Annotated in this window: 16 protein-coding genes; 13 read left to right on the top strand and 3 right to left on the bottom strand. The window is 62.6% G+C overall.

Features of this window, described 5'->3' with window-relative positions; translation table 11 throughout:
- Window positions 1-26 precede the first annotated feature (26 nt).
- On the top strand, window positions 27-680 hold the full coding sequence (locus tag ACODTZ_RS27720) for a thiamine phosphate synthase (RefSeq protein WP_489029601.1): 654 nt from the start codon (window positions 27-29) through the stop codon (window positions 678-680).
- Between the two features lie 10 nt (window positions 681-690).
- Window positions 691-1,773, top strand: coding sequence for a tetratricopeptide repeat protein (locus ACODTZ_RS27715; protein WP_111563349.1), 1,083 nt, complete (start codon window positions 691-693; stop codon window positions 1,771-1,773).
- Window positions 1,774-1,788: 15 nt separating this feature from the next.
- Here ACODTZ_RS27715 and ACODTZ_RS27710 read toward each other — a convergent pair whose 3' ends face one another.
- Entirely contained in the window at window positions 1,789-3,525 is a 1,737-nt protein-coding gene (locus tag ACODTZ_RS27710) for a chemotaxis protein (RefSeq protein ID WP_489029599.1), read from the bottom strand.
- Window positions 3,526-3,869: 344 nt separating this feature from the next.
- Between ACODTZ_RS27710 and ACODTZ_RS27705 the strand changes: the two genes are divergently transcribed.
- From ACODTZ_RS27705 to ACODTZ_RS27660, 10 genes are all read left to right on the top strand, one after another.
- Complete coding sequence (locus ACODTZ_RS27705; RefSeq protein WP_018899700.1) at window positions 3,870-4,199, top strand: STAS domain-containing protein; 330 nt, start codon at window positions 3,870-3,872, stop codon at window positions 4,197-4,199.
- A complete protein-coding gene (locus ACODTZ_RS27700; RefSeq protein ID WP_018899699.1) occupies window positions 4,196-4,564 on the top strand; it encodes a response regulator in 369 nt (122 codons plus the stop codon). Before ACODTZ_RS27705 ends, ACODTZ_RS27700 begins: the two co-directional genes overlap by 4 nt.
- The gene (locus ACODTZ_RS27695; RefSeq protein WP_489029596.1) at window positions 4,561-6,636 is read left to right on the top strand and encodes a chemotaxis protein CheA; all 2,076 of its coding nucleotides are present in this window, start codon (window positions 4,561-4,563) and stop codon (window positions 6,634-6,636) included. Before ACODTZ_RS27700 ends, ACODTZ_RS27695 begins: the two co-directional genes overlap by 4 nt.
- On the top strand, window positions 6,633-7,133 hold the full coding sequence (locus tag ACODTZ_RS27690) for a chemotaxis protein CheW (RefSeq protein ID WP_112944887.1): 501 nt from the start codon (window positions 6,633-6,635) through the stop codon (window positions 7,131-7,133). Before ACODTZ_RS27695 ends, ACODTZ_RS27690 begins: the two co-directional genes overlap by 4 nt.
- A gap of 30 nt (window positions 7,134-7,163) precedes the next feature.
- On the top strand, window positions 7,164-8,858 hold the full coding sequence (locus tag ACODTZ_RS27685; RefSeq protein WP_489029594.1) for a methyl-accepting chemotaxis protein: 1,695 nt from the start codon (window positions 7,164-7,166) through the stop codon (window positions 8,856-8,858).
- A gap of 217 nt (window positions 8,859-9,075) precedes the next feature.
- Window positions 9,076-11,013: a HAMP domain-containing methyl-accepting chemotaxis protein gene (locus ACODTZ_RS27680; protein ID WP_489029592.1), complete on the top strand. Its 1,938-nt coding sequence runs from the start codon at window positions 9,076-9,078 to the stop codon at window positions 11,011-11,013.
- Window positions 11,014-11,221: 208 nt separating this feature from the next.
- On the top strand, window positions 11,222-13,036 hold the full coding sequence (locus ACODTZ_RS27675) for a methyl-accepting chemotaxis protein (RefSeq protein ID WP_489029590.1): 1,815 nt from the start codon (window positions 11,222-11,224) through the stop codon (window positions 13,034-13,036).
- Between the two features lies 1 nt (window position 13,037).
- Window positions 13,038-13,514, top strand: coding sequence for a chemotaxis protein CheW (locus tag ACODTZ_RS27670; RefSeq protein WP_111563342.1), 477 nt, complete (start codon window positions 13,038-13,040; stop codon window positions 13,512-13,514).
- Between the two features lie 26 nt (window positions 13,515-13,540).
- The gene (locus ACODTZ_RS27665) at window positions 13,541-14,395 is read left to right on the top strand and encodes a CheR family methyltransferase (protein ID WP_489029587.1); all 855 of its coding nucleotides are present in this window, start codon (window positions 13,541-13,543) and stop codon (window positions 14,393-14,395) included.
- 12 nt (window positions 14,396-14,407) lie between these two features.
- A complete protein-coding gene (locus tag ACODTZ_RS27660; protein ID WP_113235213.1) occupies window positions 14,408-15,502 on the top strand; it encodes a protein-glutamate methylesterase/protein-glutamine glutaminase in 1,095 nt (364 codons plus the stop codon).
- Window positions 15,503-15,560: 58 nt separating this feature from the next.
- Here the strand turns inward: ACODTZ_RS27660 and ACODTZ_RS27655 are convergent, their stop codons facing one another.
- Window positions 15,561-16,301, bottom strand: a complete 741-nt coding sequence (locus ACODTZ_RS27655; RefSeq protein ID WP_489029585.1) for a 3-oxoacyl-ACP reductase family protein — start codon at window positions 16,299-16,301, stop codon at window positions 15,561-15,563.
- Between the two features lie 77 nt (window positions 16,302-16,378).
- On the bottom strand, window positions 16,379-16,957 hold the full coding sequence (locus tag ACODTZ_RS27650) for a TetR/AcrR family transcriptional regulator (protein ID WP_489029583.1): 579 nt from the start codon (window positions 16,955-16,957) through the stop codon (window positions 16,379-16,381).
- A 211-nt stretch (window positions 16,958-17,168) separates the two neighbouring features.
- On the opposite strand from ACODTZ_RS27650, the gene ACODTZ_RS27645 reads away from it, so the two are divergent.
- Complete coding sequence (locus tag ACODTZ_RS27645; RefSeq protein ID WP_113235219.1) at window positions 17,169-17,969, top strand: inositol monophosphatase family protein; 801 nt, start codon at window positions 17,169-17,171, stop codon at window positions 17,967-17,969.
- The last annotated feature ends 51 nt before the right edge of the window (window positions 17,970-18,020 follow it).

Below are 18,020 nucleotides of genomic sequence, written 5' to 3'. Positions count from 1 at the left end.
AAATCCGCTGGAAATGGAAAGAGTTCATGAGCGAACCTGAAAACCGCTGCCGCCTAGTGCTGATCGTGCCCGATATCGCCGATGCCGACGAGCAGGCGAAAGTCGTCGGCGATGCGCTGAAGGGCGGTGATGTCGCCTCGATCATCCTGCCGCAATACGGGCTTGGTGACGGCGAGTTTCAGAAACACGCCGAAAAGATCGTGCCGCTGGCGCAGAACGCGGGTGCCGCGGCGCTTCTTGCCGGCGACAGCCGGGTCGTTGGACGCACCAAGGCGGATGGCCTGCATATCACCGGCGGTGCCGCGGAGATTTCCGAGGCGGTCGAGAAATATGCCGACAAGCTGATCGTCGGCGGCGGCAATGCGGCCGACCGGCATCATGCGCTTGAGATCGGCGAGGAGCGGCCCGAGTATGTCTTCTTCGGCAAGCTCGAAGGTGACATCAAGCCGGAGGCGCATCCGAAGAACCTGGCACTTGCCGAATGGTGGGCTTCGATGATCGAAATCCCGTGCATCGTCATGGGCGGCACCGATCCTGCTTCGGCGCTCGCTGTTGCCGAGAGCGGCGCGGAATTCGTGGCCATGCGTCTTGCCGTTTTCGGCGAGCCGGCGCGCGCGGCCTTGGTGGTTGCCGAAATCAACGCACTTCTTGACGAAAAAGCGCCACGGTTTGAGGGTTGATATCGCCCTCATGCCCATGCTGACACGCCATTTGCGCCTTTCCCTCCTTGCCGCCGCCACATGTGTGGCGGTTTTCGCGCATGGCGCATCGGCCCAGCAGGTCGACAATATGGTCACGCGACCGCTCACCGGCGCGCCTGAGACGCTGAAGTCCGGCCGCGCGCAGCCGGACGGGGTAACACCGTCCACAGGTGTCGGCGTGTTCGATCGCATGGGCGCGAAGCTGCCCGACCTGCCGCCTGAGAAGGACTACAAGGGCAAGGTCGACGATGCCTATGGCGCCTATCAGCGCGGTTATTACCTGACGGCGATGGGGATTGCGCTGCCTCGTGCGCAGCTCGGCGATCCGGCGGCGCAGACGCTGATGGGCGAACTGCTGGCCGATGGTCTCGGCGTCAAGCGCGACGCCAAGGCGGCGGCCTTCTGGTACGGAAAGGCGGCCGAGGGCGGTGATCCGGCGGCGATGTTCAAATACGCGCTCATCCTGATGGAAGGCCGCATCGTCAAGCGCGACAAGACGCTTGCCGACAACTACATGCGCAAGGCGGCCGAAGCCGGCAATGCATCGGCCGAGTTCAACTGGGGGCAGATCCTGGTGGCCGACAATCCCGGCGACAAGGGTCTGAAGCTGGCGCTGCCGTTCTACGAAAAATCGGCAGAAAAGGGCGTCGCCGACGCGCAATACGCGGTGGCTGAGATTTACTCGTCGTTGCCCGACCTGCCGCCCGAGAAGAAGCAGCTTGCCCGCGAATGGATGGCGCGCGCCGCACATGCCGGGTTCGACACCGCGCAGCTCGATCTCGGCGTCTGGTTCGTCAACGGAACCAACGGGCCGCGCGACTTCGAGAAGGGCTTCCAGTGGCTGAGGATAGCCGCCAATGACGGCAACGTGGTTGCGCAGAACAAGCTGGCGCATCTCTATATCAACGCGCTCGGCACGAAGCCGGATCCTGTCGAGGCTGCCAAGTGGTATGTGCTCTCGCGCCGTGCCGGTCTGCCCGACCCGGCGCTCGAGGATTTCTACCTCGGTATCGAGGAAGAGCAGCAGAAGGCGGGGATCGAAGCCGCCAACAAGTTCCGACGCCTGCGCTGACCGCGCTCGATCAGTTTAAAAGAGCGCGTCCTCGAAGAGGTCTTCGTCGCTGGTCGCTGCACTTGCCGGCTCTGGTTCGGCAGCAGCTGTCTCTTCCACCGCAGCGATGATGTCGCGGTGAACGTTGCGCTCCTGCACCATCGTATAAAGCTTGAAGATCTTGCGATCGAGCGGGGCGATGGCTTCGGCCAAGTCCGAGATATCCGCGATCTCGGCGCCGGCGGCATCTTCCAGCGTATCGGCGCAGCCCGCCAGCACATCGCCGAGATCCTTCTGGAAATCCAGCGTTCCGATCAACAGGTTGATCTTGCCGGCGACCTCGCGGCCGTGTTCCGACAGCGTCTTAAGCTCCGCTTCCATCGTATCGGCGGCAGTGCGGATATCGGCGACGGCGGTCGTCAGGTTTTCGGCGAGGCCGCCTGATGCCGTCTCGCTCGACGGGGCCACGCGACCGGCGGCCTCTTCCAGCGCCGGCAGGCCGTTGACGATGGCGTCGGCGCTGTCATCCAGCTTGCCGGCGAAAATGCGCAGCTCGGCCGTGACGACGTTGATCGACTTGCCTGCTTCGCCAAGACGGCTGCAGCGCAGATTGGTGTTCAGCGCCATGTAATGGATGTCGGTCTTCACCGCCTTGATGTTGCCGATCGCTTCCAGAAGCTTGGCGGTGGTGTCGCGGGTCGACTGGCTGACCTGATCGGCCTTGAGGGTGACGGCGTCGACCTGCTTGACGATCTCATGGGCTGCCGAGACGCTGGATTCCAGCGCGCGGATGAAATTGCCCTGGCCGCCGCCGCTCATCTGGTCGCGCAGCCGCAAGATCTCCTGCGTGTCGTGGCCGAAGCTGGCGATCGTCTTGATGACATTCTGGGAATCGCGGTGAAAATCGCGACACATCTCGTTCATCTGCGCGGCCGTCAGGTGCTGGATGACATTCTGCAGGCGCGCCCGGGCGTCGGCGTTCAGGCTGCGGCCGTCTTCGCTGTCGAGGAATTCGTCGAGCAGGGTGAAGGTGCTCTGTACGTGCTCGATGCGCTGGCGGGTGATGTCGCCGATTTGCAGCGCCGACAGGGTCGAGGCGACCTTGCTCTGCACGCCTCTGGCGACCGCGCCGACGTCACGGGCAATGGCGCTCAAGTTCTGGCGGTGTTCGGCGATCTTGCGGGCGTCGCCATCAAGGGCGCTTGCCACGGCCGGAACCGTGTCGGCGTAGCTCTTGGAGACGTCGGTGCCGAAGGTCAGGGCGAGCTTGACTTCCTTTTCCAGCTCCTCGATCTGGCCGGCGAAGCGATTGACCTCATCGGTGCCCGAATAGATGCGCTCGAGAATTTCCTGCGCGAAGCCCGCGAACTCGGCAAGGCCGGCGCCGGTGATCTTCACGGTGACGGCGAAGGTGCGCAGGTAGCGCATGGTTTCCTGCATGTCGGAGACGTGCCGGCGCAGCGAATAGCCTGCTTCGGCGAGCGACGAAAGCGCGTCGCGGCGGGACTTTTCGGCGGTCGGAAGATCGCTGAGGCTCTTCACCGTGGAGCGCAGTTCCGCACCGGCATCACCATTCTCGCCAGCATCAAGCGCCTTGGTGATGTTATCGAGCGAGCTCAACAATCGGTTGAGGACGTCCATGACCGAAAGCAGGACGGTGCCGCCTTCGAGAAAGCGCTCCTCGACCTTGCTGCGCGCCGCTTCCAGTGTTTGGCTGATGGCTGATCCAGATGCCTGGAATGCAGTCACTGCCGATGTCGCCCCGTTCGTCATTTTATTGTCCTTTACTTAAAACCTCAGCAAGGTTCGGGACTATTTTTACGGGCATCATGGAAACGGGGAGTAAACACGCCAGACTCGTCAGCGTTGTGCTTAACATAGCGTGAATTGCACGACGCCCGTTGCCGACAAACGCTCATAATTTTAATAAGTGTATGAATTTGTTTGTTTTTATAAACATGTTTGAGTGCTAATTATTATTTTTGTCAGGTGATATTTCAGGGAGTCGGGACTCGTCTCAATTGCATTTCGTTGCAACCTACTTTTACGTGTTGTTAAGCGTGCCGTGAGATTCCTCAAAGGGTTGAAAAAGTATTTCTCCGCCCTAGGAGGCCGAAGTGAGTGTGCGTGAACAGTATTCCGAGTCTATATCCCTGCCGGAAGTTCTGACGATCAGGAATATCTCGGATATCTTCTCGAAAATTGCGTCTTTATTTAAGAATAACAGTTCTGTTGTTCTCGATATTCCCGAAAAAGCTGAGGCCGACTTGAGTTTTGTGCAGCTGATAGAAGCTGTTCGCCGGCACGCTGAAACCAACGACAAAGCGCTCGCACTCGCGGCTCCCGCCCGCGGCCAAGTCCTGAAGGTGCTGGAGCGCGCCGGCTTCGTGGAAGCCTTCAACAGCGAAGACACAAAATTCTGGTTGCATGAAGAGGTAAAGCCATGAGCGCCAACATTCTCACCGTCGACGATTCCGCAAGCATTCGACTGACGACAAAGGTCACGCTGACCAATGCGGGCTACACCGTCAGCGAAGCGGCCGATGGCGCGCAGGGCCTGGCGGCTGCCAAGGCCGGCAATTACGACCTGATCATCACCGATCTCAACATGCCTGTGATGGACGGCCTGACGATGATCGAGGAGCTGCGCAAGCTGCCGGAACATACCGGCGTGCCGATCATCTTCCTGACGACCGAATCCGACGCCGACCTCAAGGCCCGCGCCAAGGCCGCCGGCGCCACCGGCTGGCTGACCAAGCCGTTCGACCCGGAAAACCTCGTCAAGATAGCCAGGAAGGTGCTCGGCAGATGAGCTCTCTCGATCCTGTAGCGGTCTTTCGCACAGAGGCGGCCGAATGCCTCGAAGCCATCGAGACGGGTCTTCTCGATCTGACGCACAAGCTCGACGACAAGGACGTCGTCGATGCCGTCTTCCGCGGCCTTCACACGCTGAAGGGCTCGGGCTCGATGTTCGGCTTCGATGCGCTGGCCGCCTTCACGCATCATTGCGAAACGGCATTCGACCGGGTTCGCAAGGGCGAGGTGCCGGCAACGGCCGAACTCGTCGCCGCCGTGCTTGCCGCTCAGGATCACATGCGTGCTCTCGTCGATCGGCCGGATGCCGATCACGGTGACACCGGCCAGCAGTTGCTGGCCCAGCTTCAGGCCGCCGTCGGCGAGACCTCGGGTGGCGCCGCCGCTCCCGCTGCTCAGCCGGCCCCGGCTGCCGCTCCCGTCGCAGCCGCCGCCAAGACCACCAGCTGGCGCATCCGCTTCAGCCTTCCCTCGAATTCGATGGCGAACGGCACCAATCCGCTCGGTTTGCTCGACGAGTTGCGCGATCTCGGCGAATGCAGCGTCAAGGCCAACCTCTCCGCCATTCCTGTCCTCGACGAGATGGTTCCGACGGATCTTTACGTCACCTGGGACGTCGTTCTCACCAGCACGCAGGACCGCTCGGCGATCGATGACGTGTTCATCTTCGTCATGGACGACATGGAGCTTGAGGTCGAGGAGATCGCAGGTCCGGTGGCTCAGGAAGCCAAGGCTGAACCGGTCGCCGTCGTGGCAGAGGTGAAGGCCGAGCCTGTGGTCGCAGCGCCCGTCGCGGCTGCACCCGCAGTTTCCGCCACACCCGAGTTCAAGCCTGTCGAGGCGGTTCCTGCGAAGCGCGAGAGCGCCGCACAGGCCGACCAGCGCCAGGCGAAGGCGGCCGAAAACGTTCGCGTTCCGGCCGAGCGTCTCGACGAACTGATGGACCGTGTCGGCGAGCTCGTCATAGCCCAGTCGCGCCTCAGCCAGCTGGCGAGCGCCAGCGCCGATATCGCGCTGCGCTCGGTGTCGGAAGAAATCGAGCGCCTGTCGGGTGAACTGCGCGACACGATGATGGTGCTCCGCATGGTGCCGGTCGCGACGCTGTTTTCGCGCTTCCGCCGCCTCGTTCACGATCTCGCCCGCGAAACGGGCAAGGTGATCGAGCTGGTGACGGAGGGTGAAAGCACCGAGGTCGACAAGACAGTGATCGAGCGTCTCGCCGATCCGCTCGTGCATCTGGTGCGCAATTCGATCGACCACGGGCTGGAAACGCCGGCCGAGCGTCTGGCCGCGGGCAAGAGCGAAGCCGGCACGGTGACGCTCTCTGCACGGCAGGCGGGCGGCGAGGTGATCATCTCGATCAAGGATGACGGCCGCGGCATCAACCGCGATCGGGTGCGCGCCAAGGCGGAATCCTCCGGCCTCATCGCGCCGGGCCAGCCGCTCACCGATTCCGAGCTGCTGCAGCTGATCTTCGCGCCTGGCTTCTCCACAGCGGCAGCGATCACCAATCTTTCCGGCCGTGGCGTTGGCATGGATGTGGTCAAGAAGACGGTCGAGGCGCTGCGTGGCGCGATCGACATCACCAGCCTGAACGGCCAGGGTTCGGAAGTGTCGCTGCGCATTCCGCTGACACTTGCGATCATCGACGGTCTGCTGGTGCGGGTCGGTAACGGCAGCTACGTCATTCCGCTTTCCGCTGTCGAGGAATGCCTGGAGCTGTCGCTCGAAGAGGACCTGCGTTCGCGCGGCCGCAGCTTCATCTCGCTGCGCGACAGCCTCGTGCCGTTCCTGAGACTTCGCGATCTCTTCCGCACCGGCACCAAGCCCGACGTGCATCAGAAGGTCGTGGTCATCTCCACCGGCACGGAGCGTGTCGGCCTGGTCGTCGACCAGATCATCGGCGACCACCAGACGGTCATCAAGTCGATGTCGAAGCTGCACAACGACGTGTCCACCTTCTCGGGCGCCACCATTCTCGGCGACGGCAGCGTCGCCCTCATTCTCGACGTCGGCCATCTCGTGGCCGCCGGTCAGCAACAGGAAACACAGATGCGGGTGGCAGGATGAGCGCGGCAGCCGAGAAGATCGACCATCATTGGAACTATGCCGACGAAGTCGAGGTCCTGACCTTTGACATGAACGGCGAGACCTTCGCGCTCGAAGCGGTCATCGTCCAGGAAATCCTGGACCTGCTGCCGGAGACGGCGGTGCCGGGCGCGCAGCCCTTCGTCGCCAGCGTCATCAACTTTCGCGGCAAGGTCATTCCGCTGGCCGACCTGCGCCTCGCCTTCGGGATGGAAGGCACGGAAGCAACGATCGACAGCCGCATCATCGTCATCGAGCTCGATCTCGATGGCGAGGCGACGCTGGTCGGACTGCGCACCGACAAGGTGAACGAGGTGACGACGCTGGCACGGGCAGCCAGCGAACCGCCACCGAGCGTCGGCATGCGCTGGCGCGCCGACTACATCAACTGCCTGGTGAAGCGCGGGGGCGAGTTCATCATCCTGCCCAATCTGCAGGCACTGTTTTCTTCACGACACGAGACATCGACCGCCGTTTAGGCTGCGTCATCTAGGGGTAAGGGGTTAGAGATGCGATTGACGATCAAGACGAAACTGGTGTCGGCATTTGCCTTCATCATCCTCATGTTGCTGGGCACATCGACCTATTCGATCATCAGCCTCAGCGGTCTGAATGATTCCATCGGCGCCGTGCTGGCCGGCCCGGCGGCGCGCCTGGAACTGGCGCAGACCATCAATATCGGCCAGCTCGAAGCGATCCGCCAGCAGAAGAACCTGCTGATGGCCAAGGATCAGGCGGAAGTGAACAATTCCATCGCCAAGGGGGATGTCGGGCGCAAGGAATTCGCCCAGGCGCTGGCATCCGTGCTGCAGATCGCCACCGAACAGGGCCGTCCGCGCTGGGAACAGGTGTCCGAACTCTCGAAGCAGTTCTTCCAGGCTGACGACCAGATCCGCGAATTCGTGAAGGCGGGTAACGCCGAAGCGGCCAACAATATCTCGGTCACCACGGCACGCACCGCCGCAAACCAGATCGATACCGCGCTCGCTGAAATCCTCAAGCTCGAGAAAGAGCGCATGAGCGTTGCAGACGATGAAGCCGAGGCAAGCTATGTCGCAACGCGCACGACGATGATCGTCGCCGTCGCCGCAGCCTTCCTGTTTGCCGCGATCACCGCCTTCTGGATCGCCAGCACCATCTCCAAGGGTCTCAACCGCGCCAACACCGTGGTGCGCGAAGTCGCCGAGGGCGATCTCACTAAGATGGCCGAAATCACCAACCGCGACGAGATCGGCGAACTGCTTGGCAATGTCAACGTGATGATCGAGCGTCTTCGCGGTGTGGTCGGTGATGCGCTTTCTGCCTCGGAAAACGTCTCGGCCGGCAGCCAGGAACTTTCGGCGAGCTCCGAGCAGGTGTCGCAGGGCGCGACTGAGCAGGCAGCATCGGCTGAAGAAGCTTCGGCTTCGATGGAGGAGATGGCCGCTAACATCAAGCAGAACGCCGACAATGCCGCACAGACCGAGAAGATCGCTCGCCAGTCGGCAAAGGATGCGGAAGAAAGCGGCGCTGCCGTCAGCCGTGCCGTCGAAGCCATGCGCACCATCGCCGACAAGATCGTCATCGTGCAGGAAATCGCACGCCAGACCGATCTGCTCGCACTCAACGCCGCCGTCGAGGCCGCGCGTGCCGGCGAACATGGCAAGGGCTTTGCGGTCGTCGCATCCGAAGTGCGCAAGCTTGCCGAGCGCAGCCAGTCGGCAGCCGCCGAAATCAGCGCCATGTCGGGCGATACGGTCAAGGCCGCCAGCAATGCCGGCGACATGCTCGGCCGCCTGGTGCCCGATATCCGCAAGACTGCCGAGCTCGTCTCCGAGATCAGCGCCGCCTGCCGCGAGCAGGATATCGGTGCCGCCCAGATCAACGAAGCGATCCAGCAGCTCGACAAGGTGACCCAGCAGAACGCCGGTGCCTCCGAGCAGATGTCGGCGACCTCTGAAGAACTCGCGGCCCAGGCCGAGGAACTTCAGGCCTCGATCGCCTTCTTCAAGGTCGATACCACGGGCAGCAAGGCCGGCTTCAAGAAGCCCGCGGCCAAGCCGGCCGCCAAGGCTCCTGCTGCCCGGCCCGCTGCGGTCGTCAGCAACAAGAACGTCGCCACCCGCTCGGTCGCCGCCCAGCAGGCGCGCGCCAAGGGCTTTGCCCTCGACATGTCGATGGGCGGTCCTGACGCCAGCGACGACGATTTCCGCGAAAGCGCGTGATCAGTGACCCCGTCGTGGCCGGATGACCGGCCACGACATCGAGACTGCCAACGAATGGATCGTTGGAGGCAGGGCGCGCGACAGCCGCCGGCCATGAGCGAATGAAAGCTCCCATCTCATTTCCGAAATCGCGTGGTCCGAAATCGCCTGGATGATCGGACACCCAGGATCGCCATCGCGGTTTCACCCAGCGATTTTTAAAGGCCGGAGTTTTCACATGCGCATTACGCTCAAGCTCAAACTGTCACTTGCTTTTTCACTCTTGATTTTGCTGATCATCGGCGCCGTTGGACTGGGTATCCATGGCCTGCAGACGATGAACACGCTGCGCAATGAGCTCCTGGAAGGTCCGGTCGAGCAGGATCACTATGCCAGCGGCCTGACGTCTGCGTTCGATGGTCTCGGCCTTGCGGTGGGTGACCTGCTTGTCGCCGACAGGCCCGAATTCGTATCCAGGGCAAACGCCGCGATCGATGCCGAACGCAAGGCTTTCGAAAAGACGCTCGACGAGGGCGAGCATGACGCGCCGCCGGAATTCAAGGATGAATGGAACCAGATTCGCGAATTCTGGACCGGCTATGTTGCTCTGAACGACCGCATTCGCGGCCTCATCACCTCCGGCCAGAAAGAGATGGGCCTGCAGTTGAACGAGACCGATGGTGTCGCGGCGCGCCAGAAGCTTGACGGCATGACCGCTGCGCTGACGACGCTGACCAAGCAGGCTGTGGCCGACGCCGATGCGGTGGGCGACAAGACTTATGACACGACCTTCATGATGCTCTTGATTGTCGCGGGCGCCGCGCTCGTCATCGCCATCGGCGCGACCATCTGGATCGCGACGACGATCAGCTCGGGTCTGCGCAAGGTGAAGACGGTGGCCGACGCGGTGGCGATCGGTGATCTCGACCAGAACATTGAGATCAAAAGCAATGACGAAATCAAGGATCTCGTCGACACGATCAATGTCATGACCGCCAATCTGCGCCAGACGGCCGCTATCGCCGATCAGGTCGCGCAGGGCGATCTCTCCATCGATCCGCGCCCGCTGTCAGACAAGGATGTTCTCGGCATCGCCATGAAGGACATGGTCGCCAACCTGCGCGCCACGTCTGTTATCGCCGACCGCATCGCCAATGGCGACCTGACCGTTTCGCCGAAGCCGCTGTCGGACAAGGACACGCTCGGTATCGCGCTGGAGCAGATGGTCGAGCGTCTTCGCGGCGTCGTCGCCGATGCACTTTCGGCGTCCGAGAATGTCTCCGCCGGCAGCCAGGAACTCTCGGCGAGCTCCGAGCAGGTGTCGCAGGGTGCGAGTGAACAGGCGGCATCGGCCGAGGAAGCGTCTGCTTCGATGGAAGAGATGGCCGCCAACATCAAGCAGAATGCCGATAACGCCGCGCAGACCGAGAAGATCGCCCGCCAGTCGGCCAAGGATGCCGAGGAGAGCGGTGCGGCGGTTACCCGCGCCGTGACCGCCATGCGCACGATTGCCGACAAGATCGTCATCGTGCAGGAAATCGCCCGACAGACCGATCTCCTGGCACTCAACGCCGCCGTCGAGGCAGCGCGTGCCGGCGAACATGGCAAGGGTTTTGCGGTCGTGGCTTCCGAAGTGCGCAAGCTTGCAGAACGCAGCCAGTCGGCCGCGGCCGAGATCAGTGCCATGTCGGGCGATACGGTGAAGGTGGCGAGCGAAGCGGGTGACATGCTCGGCCGCCTGGTTCCTGATATCCGCAAGACCGCCGAGCTCGTGTCCGAGATCAGCGCTGCCTGCCGCGAACAGGATATCGGCGCCTCGCAGATCAATGAGGCGATCCAGCAGCTCGACAAGGTGACGCAGCAGAACGCCGGTGCTTCCGAGCAGATGTCGGCGACTTCGGAAGAGCTTGCGGCACAGGCCGAGGAACTTCAGGCCTCGATCGCCTTCTTCAAGGTCGACATGTCGGGCATGCGGGCAGGCGTCCGGACCGTTGCGGCCAAGCCCGCTGCGACACGGCCTGCTCAGGCCGGAGCCACTCGCCCGACGGCGGCCGGCAACAAGAATTTCAGTGCCCGCACGGTTTCGGCCCAGCAGGCGCGCGCCAAGGGGTTTGCTCTCGACATGTCGATGGGTGGCCCTGACGCCGGCGACGACGATTTTCTCGAAAGCGCTTGATCAGCGCTCTCGTGTAATGCCTGGAGCGCGTGGCTCCAGGCAACGGCCAACGAATGACGCGTTGGATGCGGCCACGGCGGCAGAATCCGTGGTGCAAGGGTAAATGCTCGCTCTTCCCATCATGATGCAAAATCCTTCCCTCGGCGGCGCGAATTAAGGCTCGCGCTTCAGAGGGAACTACTCAAATCCAATGCCCTGGAGCATACCCATGCGCTTTACGATCAAGTTGAAACTTGGCCTTGCCTTTGGCCTCATCATTCTCATGACATGCGGAATGGCAGCACTTGCCATTTCCAGCCTTTCCGGCCTGAACGTCGCTATTACAGACATCGTTCAGGGACCTGCCGCCAACCTGAAGAACTCCAGCGACCTTTCGGATTCGGTCTACAAGTCCGTGCGCGCCGAGAAGAACGTGATCCTCAACGAGGATGCGTCGCAGATTCAGAGCTACGTCCAGGAAGTACAGTCTGCTCGCACGGACATTCAGGCACTGCTGACGCAGCTGGACCATGAAACGAACTCCGCCGTTGTCGCCAAGGTCGCCGAATTCCGCCAGGCCTATCCGCAGTGGCTGCAGATGCAGGACAAGATCCTCGATTTCGGTCGCCAGAACACTGTCGAATCCAACAAACAGGCGGCCTCGCTTTCGATGGGCGAGGGTGCGAAGGTCACGGGTGTCCTGCTGACGGCTCTCGGCGGGCTGAATGACGCGATTGCCGCCGATCTCTCGAACACAGACCAGCTGACCAACACCCAGTACAACGACTCCAAGATACTGCTCATCGCGATCGTCGTCGGCGTTCTGGTCTTCTCGGCTGTCGTCGCCCTGTGGATTTCGCTCAGCATCTCCCGTGGCTTGAAGCGCGCGGTCAATCTTGCCGACGCTGTCAGCATTGGCGACCTCAATCAGGAGATCGACCACAAGAGCAACGACGAAATTCGCGACCTCGTGAACTCGATGTCGGTGATGACCGCAAACCTGCGCAACACGGCCAACATCGCCACGCAGATTTCGAACGGTGACCTGACCGTCGCGCCGAAGCCGCTGTCGGACAAGGATACGCTCGGTCTCGCGCTGGAGCAGATGGTGGAGCGCCTGCGCGGCGTCGTCGCCGATGCGATTGCAGCCGCCGAGAATGTCTCGGCTGGTAGCCAGGAACTGTCGGCAAGCTCGGAGCAGGTGTCGCAGGGCGCCACCGAACAGGCAGCATCCGCCGAAGAAGCGTCTGCTTCGATGGAAGAGATGGCCGCCAACATCAAGCAGAATGCCGACAACGCAGCCCAGACCGAGAAGATCGCTCGCCAGTCCGCCAAGGATGCCGAAGCTTCCGGCGATGCCGTGACCCGCGCCGTCGAGGCCATGCGCACGATCGCCGAGAAGATCGGCATCGTCCAGGAAATTGCTCGCCAGACCGACCTGCTTGCGCTGAACGCCGCCGTCGAGGCCGCGCGTGCCGGCGAGCATGGCAAGGGCTTTGCGGTCGTGGCTTCGGAAGTTCGCAAGCTTGCGGAGCGCAGCCAGTCTGCTGCCGCCGAGATCAGCGCGATGTCTGGTGATACCGTCAAGGCCGCCAGCGAAGCCGGCGACATGCTTGGTCGTCTGGTTCCTGACATCCGCAAGACCGCGGAACTGGTGTCCGAAATCAGCGCCGCTTGCCGCGAACAGGATATCGGCGCCTCGCAGATCAACGAAGCGATCCAGCAGCTCGACAAGGTGACGCAGCAGAACGCCGGCGCATCGGAAGAGATGTCGGCAACCTCGGAAGAGCTGGCGAGCCAGGCGGAAGAACTGCAGACCTCGATCGCCTTCTTCAAGGTGGACATGGCCGGCAGCCGCGATAACCGTAAACCCGCCGCCCGCATCAGCGTGCGCAGCCCGGCACCCGCAGCCGCCCGCAAGCCTGCATCCAAGCCGGTTGCCAACTCGGTCTCGGCGCAGCAGGCGCGCGCCAAGGGCTTCGCACTCGACATGGCCATGGGCGGACCCGATGACGGCGACGCCGATTTCAAGGAAAGCGCATAATATGGCAACCACCTCCCAGGAAGCGCAGTTCGTCACCTTCAGCCTCGGCGAGGAAATCTTCGCCGTGCCGGTGGAGGTGGTTCGTGAGATCCTCGACTATGCCGAGGCCTTCAAGATCCCGAATGGTCCCGACTATCTCCTTGGCCTGCGCGACGTGCGCGGCCAGGGCGTCCCGACCATCGATCTCAGGCTGAAGCTCGGTATGTCTAAGACGGTGCCCACGTCGCATACGCGGGTTCTCGTGCTTGATATCCCTATGGAGAGCCGGCTGCTCACGCTCGGCCTCGTTGCCGACCGGGTCTTCGAGGTTACGCCGTTTCGGCGCGACCAGATCGAGGCGGCGCCTGACATCGGCGTGCGCTGGCGCTCGGATTACATTTCCGGCGTGGTGCGCCGGGAAACCGGCTTCGTCGTCATCGTCGATCTCGCGCGGCTTCTGTCGCGCGAGGATGCCTCCGCCCTGCAATCGGCCGCCTGAGCGGACACGCTGGAGTATTTTGACTTATGAGCATGGCTGCCGTTGAGGCCCCGATGATGGGCGACAGGATCAGCAAGCGGAATTTCGAAAAGCTTGCACAGTTCATCTATGACTACAGCGGCATCAAGATGCCGCCGACAAAGCTGACGATGCTCGAAGGCCGGCTTCGCCGCCGGCTGCGGGCAACGCAGCACGCGACCTTCGACGACTATTGCGACTTCCTGTTTCACGATGACGGGTTGGAGCAGGAGACGGTCTATCTGATCGACGCGGTGACGACGAACAAGACCGACTTCTTCCGCGAGGCGCGCCACTTCGAATACATGCAGCAGGTGGCGCTTCCCGCTCTCGTATCGAGCGGCGTCCGCACCATCCGCACCTGGAGCTCCGCCTGCTCCACGGGGGCTGAGCCCTATACGATGGCCATGGTGCTCGAAGAGTTCGTCGCCGACCGGCGCGACCTCAACTACAGCATCCTCGCGACCGATCTCAGCACCGACGTGCTGGCGACGGCGCGGCGCGGCATCTATTCCGAGGATCTGGTGCATCCGGTGCCGCGTGAGCTGCAGCGCAAATACGTGATGGTCGCCAAGCAGAAGGATCGCCGCGAGGTCCGGATCTCGGCCGATCTGCGTAGCCGCGTCGGCTTCGCCCGCATGAACCTGATGGACGAGAACTATCCCGTCGGCGAGGGGATGCACATGATCTTCTGCCGCAACGTGCTGATCTACTTCGACAAGCCGACGCAATCAGGCGTTCTGAAGCGCTTATGCGCGCGGCTCCTGCCCGGTGGCTACATGTTCATCGGCCACTCCGAATCCATCACCGGTATCGACCTGCCCCTGAAGCAGGTTTCCAACACCGTGTTCCAGCGCATCTAGGTCAAAGAGCATATGGGCAAGAAGATCCGCGTTCTCGTCATCGACGATTCCGCAAGCGTTCGCCAGACGCTCGTTCGCGTGCTGCAGGAAGATCCCGATATCGAGATCATGGGGGTCGCGACCGATCCCTTCATGGCGGCGAAGAAGATCCAGGAAGAGATTCCCGATGTCATCACGCTCGATGTCGAGATGCCGCGCATGGATGGCATCACCTTCCTGCGCAAGCTTATGTCGCAGCGGCCGATCCCCGTCGTCATGTGCTCGTCGCTGACGGAGGCGGGGTCGGAAACGCTGATGCAGGCGCTGGAGGCCGGCGCCGTCGACGTGATCCTGAAGTCGAAGATCGGCGCTGCCGACGGTCTGGCCGACGATGCCGTCCGCATCCGCGAGGCGGTAAAGAGCGCCTCGCATGCGCGCCTCGGCAATGTCAGACGCAACGTCAACAGCCTGCGCCCCGGCGCGCCGATGCCGGCGCAGAAGCTGACGGCGGATGCGATGCTGCCGCCGCCATCAGGCAAGGCGATGGCGAAGACGACCGAGATGGTGGTCTGCGTCGGCGCGTCGACCGGCGGCACCGAGGCACTGCGCGAGTTTCTGGAAGCGCTGCCGGCCAATGCGCCTGGCATCGTCATCGTCCAGCACATGCCGGAGAAATTCACCGCCGCCTTCGCCAAGCGGCTGAACAGCCTGTGCGAGGTCGAGGTCAAGGAAGCCGTCGATGGCGATCCCGTGCTGCGCGGCCATGTGCTGATCGCGCCCGGCGACAGCCACATGCTGCTGGAGCGGCGCGGCGCGCGCTATCACGTTGCGGTCAAGAGCGGGCCACTGGTCTCGCGCCACAGGCCGTCGGTCGATGTGTTGTTTCGTTCGGCGGCGCGTTCGGCAGGTTCCAACGCCATGGGCATCATCATGACCGGCATGGGCGACGATGGCGCCAAGGGCATGCTGGAGATGCACCAGGCCGGCGCCTACACGGTGGCGCAGGACGAGGCGACCTCCGTTGTCTTCGGCATGCCGAAGGAGGCGATTGCCAAGGGCGGGGTGGATCGCATCCTGCCGCTGGAGCAGATCGCCCGCGAAGTTCTGATCACGCAGCAGAAGTTCTGAGGCGTGACAATAAACAGATGAGAGCCGGCGGCGTGTGAGTACCGCCGGCTTTTTGCGTTCAGGCGAGGTAGCCGCCGTCGATGGTGAGCGCCGAGCCGGTGACGAAGGATGCCTCGGGGCTGGCGAGATAGGCCGCAAGGCTGGCGATTTCGCTGTCCTCGCCCATGCGGCCCAGCGCCATCAGCGGCGACAGGTGCTCCTCCGTGCCCGGCGCGCCGTTCATGTCGGTAGCGGTCGGTCCCGGCTGGATGGTGTTGACGGTGATCCCGCGCGGGCCGAGATCGCGCGCCAGGCCGCGGGTCATGGAGGCGATGGCGCCCTTGGTCATGCTGTAGACCGAGGATGTCGCAAAGCCGCTGCGGTCGGCGACGACACTGCCGATATTGATGATGCGGCCACCTGCCTGCATGTGCTTGGCCGCTGCCTGGGTGCCGACGAAGACGGCGCGGACGTTGACCGCGAACATGCGGTCGAAATCTTCCAGCGCGAATTCATCGAGTGGGGCGAGCATCAGGATGCCGGCATTGTTGACGAGGATGTCGAGCGCGCCGAAGTGGTCGATTGTCGTGGCGACGGCATTGCGCACGGCCTCGGGATCGGCGCTGTCGGCCTTGATCGCCAGCGCCTTGCCGCCTTTGGCTTCGATCTCGGCGGTCAGCGCCTTGGCCCGGTCATCGCTGCTGGCATAGGTGAAGGCCACGGCTGCGCCGTCTTGCGCCAGCCTGCGGACGATCGCCGCGCCGATGCCGCGCGAGCCACCGGTGATGAGGGCAACCTTGTCGGTGAGAGAGTGAGACATTTCAAATTTCCTTTCTGGTTTCTGGATCATTCAGTCTAGAATTAGGCAAGAAAACGCGACGCGGTCTTGCTGTGGGCCTAGCGCAGGCTGCGGATGGCCATGCGGGCGATGCCGCGAAGGGTTTCGGGGGAGGCGCCGTTGCGGGCGCTGACTTTCATGCCTGACAGGGTCGCGCCGAGGAAGTGGACGGCCTCGTCGGGGTCGATGTCGGATGCGATGCCGCCACTCTTGCGGCCGTCTTCGATGATCATCTTCAGCGCCGTGGACAGGGCGCGAGCCGCTGTGTCAGTCAGCGTGGCGATATCAAGGTCGGTGCGGCCGAACTCACAGACAGCGCTGACGCCGAGGCAGCCGCGGCTGGCTTCCGACGACGGCCGCGAGGCGAAGGCGACGAGCGCACCTTCGAGCGCTTCGACGGGCGATGCCTGACGCTTCAGGTCGTCGATCAATCTTGCGGTACTGTCGGCGTTGTAGCGCTGCAGTGCCTGGAGGTAGAGGCCTCGCTTGTCGCCGAAGGTATCGTACATGCTCTGGCGGCTGATCTTCATTGCCGTCAGCAGCTGGTCCGTCGACGTGCCTTCATAGCCGTGCTCGGAGAACACGTTGATGGCGGCGCCAAGCGCCAGGTCACGATCGAATTCCTTATGTCTTGCCATGGCGGAGATATAGGAATTGCAGACTGATCTGTCCAGAATTAATCTGCGGCCTTTCTGCGATTCAATGCAGCCATGCGGCGCCGCTCTTGAAATTTCCCCGATTTTGTGGTCTTGAAGCCGCCAATCTTATAAAGCGCAGCCTCTACCGGCGATCAGGGACCATCCCCGCCCTGACAACGCGCACCTATTTAGCCCAAGGAAAACCGCCCACATGGCCCGTTCAGCTCTTCTCAATGTCATGGTTCAGGCTGCCCTCAAGGCAGGAAAATCGCTGGGGCGTGATTTCGGCGAAGTGCAGAACCTGCAGGTCTCGGTCAAGGGACCGGGCGATTTCGTCTCGTCCGCCGACCGCAAGGCCGAGAAGATCGTGCGCGAAGAGCTTCTGAAGGCACGCCCGACCTATGGCTTCCTCGGCGAGGAAGGCGAAGAGATCAAGGGCACCGACGGCGCGCATCGCTGGATCGTCGATCCGCTCGACGGCACCACCAACTTCCTGCACGGCATTCCGATGTTCGCGGTGTCGATCGCGCTCGAGCGCAACAATGAGATCGTCGCCGGCGTCATCTTCAATCCGGCGACCGACGAGCTCTACACCACCGAGCGTGGCGGCGGTGCCTTCCTCAACGATCGCCGCCTGCGCGTCGGCGCGCGTCGCGTGCTCTCTGACTCGGTCGTCGCCTGCGGCGTTCCGCATCTTGGCCGTGGCAATCATGGCAAATTCCTCGTCGAACTCCGACACGTCATGGGCGAAGTCGCCGGTGTCCGCCGCATGGGTTCGGCCTCGCTCGATCTCGCTTACGTCGCGGCCGGTCGTTTCGACGGCTTCTGGGAAACCGGCCTTTCGGCCTGGGATATCGCGGCCGGCATCCTGCTCATCCGCGAAGCCGGCGGCTATGTCAGCGATTGGGATGGCGGCAACTCGATTCTCGAGACCGGCAGCGTCGTGGCCGGCAACGAATACATCCAGAAGGCGCTCATGGAAGTTGCCAAGCGCCCGGTGCCCAGCCGGTAAGTCTTTGTTATAAAGACAGGCTTTTTCGTTCCGCATACTTCAATTCGGCAC

It is taken from the genome of Rhizobium sp. FG113 (genome assembly GCF_057809895.1).
Note: the sequence above shows the minus strand (reverse complement) of the source record. Positions and strands in the feature narration are given on the sequence as shown.